Here is a 1283-nt window from a genome sequence, read left to right on the forward strand (position 1 = left end):
AGGTGGCCTGAGAAATCTGAACAGGTGAGTTATGTGGATTTTCCGCTCCTGATCCGGCAGCGTGTCGGGACGAAGGAGCGAAAATGGCAAGACGACCACGACGGAACCACAGCCCTGCATTCAAGGCGAAAGTCGCGTTGGCGGCCTTGAAGGGCGACAAGACGATGAACGAGCTGGCGACGCAGTTCGACGTGCATCCGAACCAGATCAAGCAGTGGAAGGATCAACTTCTCGACGGCGTGACGGATGTTTTCGATGGCAAGCCGAAAGCGTCGAAAGAGCCAGAGATCGATGTCAAATCATTGCATGCAAAGATTGGCCAGCTGACATTGGAAAACGATTTTTTGGAAGGAGCGCTCGACAAGGCCGGTCTGTTGCCGAGCGCAAAGAAATGACGGATCGATCACACACATTGAGCCTGAGCCGCCAAGCCGATCTGCTCGGGATCAGCCGTGGCAGCCTCTACTATGAACCACGCCCGGCCAACGAAGCCGACCTCAAGCTGATGCGCCGGATCGACGAATTGCACATGGAGTATCCGTTCGCAGGCAGCCGGATGATGAAAGGACTTTTGCGCCAGGAAGACTTTACCGCCGGGCGGCTGCATGTGGCGACCTGCATGAAGCGGATGGGCATCCGGGCCTTGTATCGCAAGCCGAACACGTCGAAACCGGCAACCGGCCACAAGGTCTATCCCTATTTGCTGAGAAAGCTCGCTGTGACCCGCCCGAACCAGGTCTGGGCCATGGACATTACCTACATTCCTATGGCGCGTGGCTTCGTCTACCTCGTCGCCGTCCTCGACTGGTTCAGCCGGAAGGTTCTGGCGTGGCGGCTGTCAACGACGCTGGAAACTGGCCCGTGCATCGAGGCTTTGAAAGATGCCATGCGCCACCACGGCAAACCTGACATCATGAACACGGACCAGGGCAGCCAATTCACGTCGATCGACTTCATCAAGGCGCTGAAAGACGCGGACATCCAGATCAGCATGGACGGCAAGGGCGCTTGGCGCGACAACGTCTTCGTCGAACGGCTGTGGCGGACCATCAAATACGAGGAGGTCTACCTGCGAGCCTATGACAGCGTGTCGGCCGCCCGCGAAAGCCTGCGCCGCTACATTGTCTTCTACAACACACGAAGACCACACTCATCGCTGGACGGGCAGACGCCCGTTCAGGCATACCTCAACACGCCACGGCCAATTCCGGTCGCGGCATAACCGAGCGGGAAATCCACTTACGATACGGCTCCAAACTGTTCAAACGAACCGAGCCACCTCT

At 57.8% G+C, this 1283-nt stretch carries 1 protein-coding gene; it reads left to right on the top strand.

Going from position 1 to position 1283, the window contains the following annotated elements; all coding sequences use genetic code 11:
- Positions 1 to 83: 83 nt before the first annotated feature.
- Positions 84 to 1222 (top strand): IS3 family transposase gene (locus ACMU_RS18540; RefSeq protein ID WP_152544686.1). Its coding sequence is split into 2 segments (ribosomal slippage): positions 84 to 348 and positions 348 to 1222, totalling 1140 coding nucleotides; the frame shifts between segments, so codons are not numbered across the junction.
- The last annotated feature ends 61 nt before the right edge of the window (positions 1223 to 1283 follow it).

The sequence above is a fragment of the Actibacterium mucosum KCTC 23349 genome, from assembly GCF_000647975.1.
Classification (GTDB): Bacteria; Pseudomonadota; Alphaproteobacteria; order Rhodobacterales; family Rhodobacteraceae; genus Actibacterium; species Actibacterium mucosum.